The sequence below is a fragment of the Sporomusa sp. GT1 genome, from assembly GCF_014634905.1.
Taxonomy (GTDB): Bacteria; Bacillota; Negativicutes; order Sporomusales; family Sporomusaceae; genus Sporomusa; species Sporomusa sphaeroides.
In genome coordinates, this window is sequence record NZ_BMBX01000110.1 from 1 (window position 1) to 221 (window position 221).

Consider the following 221-nt stretch of genomic DNA (forward strand, 5'->3'; position numbering starts at 1 on the left):
CATAATTTTACCGGAACCGCGCGGGTATTTGATTCAGAGGAAGAAGCGGTGGAGCAGCTTCTGGCAGGAAAGATCGGTCCCAATACCGCTATCTTTATCCGCTTTGAAGGTCCGAAAGGCTCAGGCATGCCTGAAATGCTGCGGACGACAGAAGCCCTCTGGAATATGCCGGAGCTGTCAAGCAGTGTGGCTCTGTTTACCGACGGGCGCTTCTCCGGTGC

General features: G+C 54.8%; 1 protein-coding gene. It reads left to right on the top strand.

The features are described from left to right. A partial coding sequence (locus GT1_RS22045) for a dihydroxy-acid dehydratase (protein ID WP_188400499.1) occupies positions 1-221 on the top strand: 221 nt, incomplete at both ends.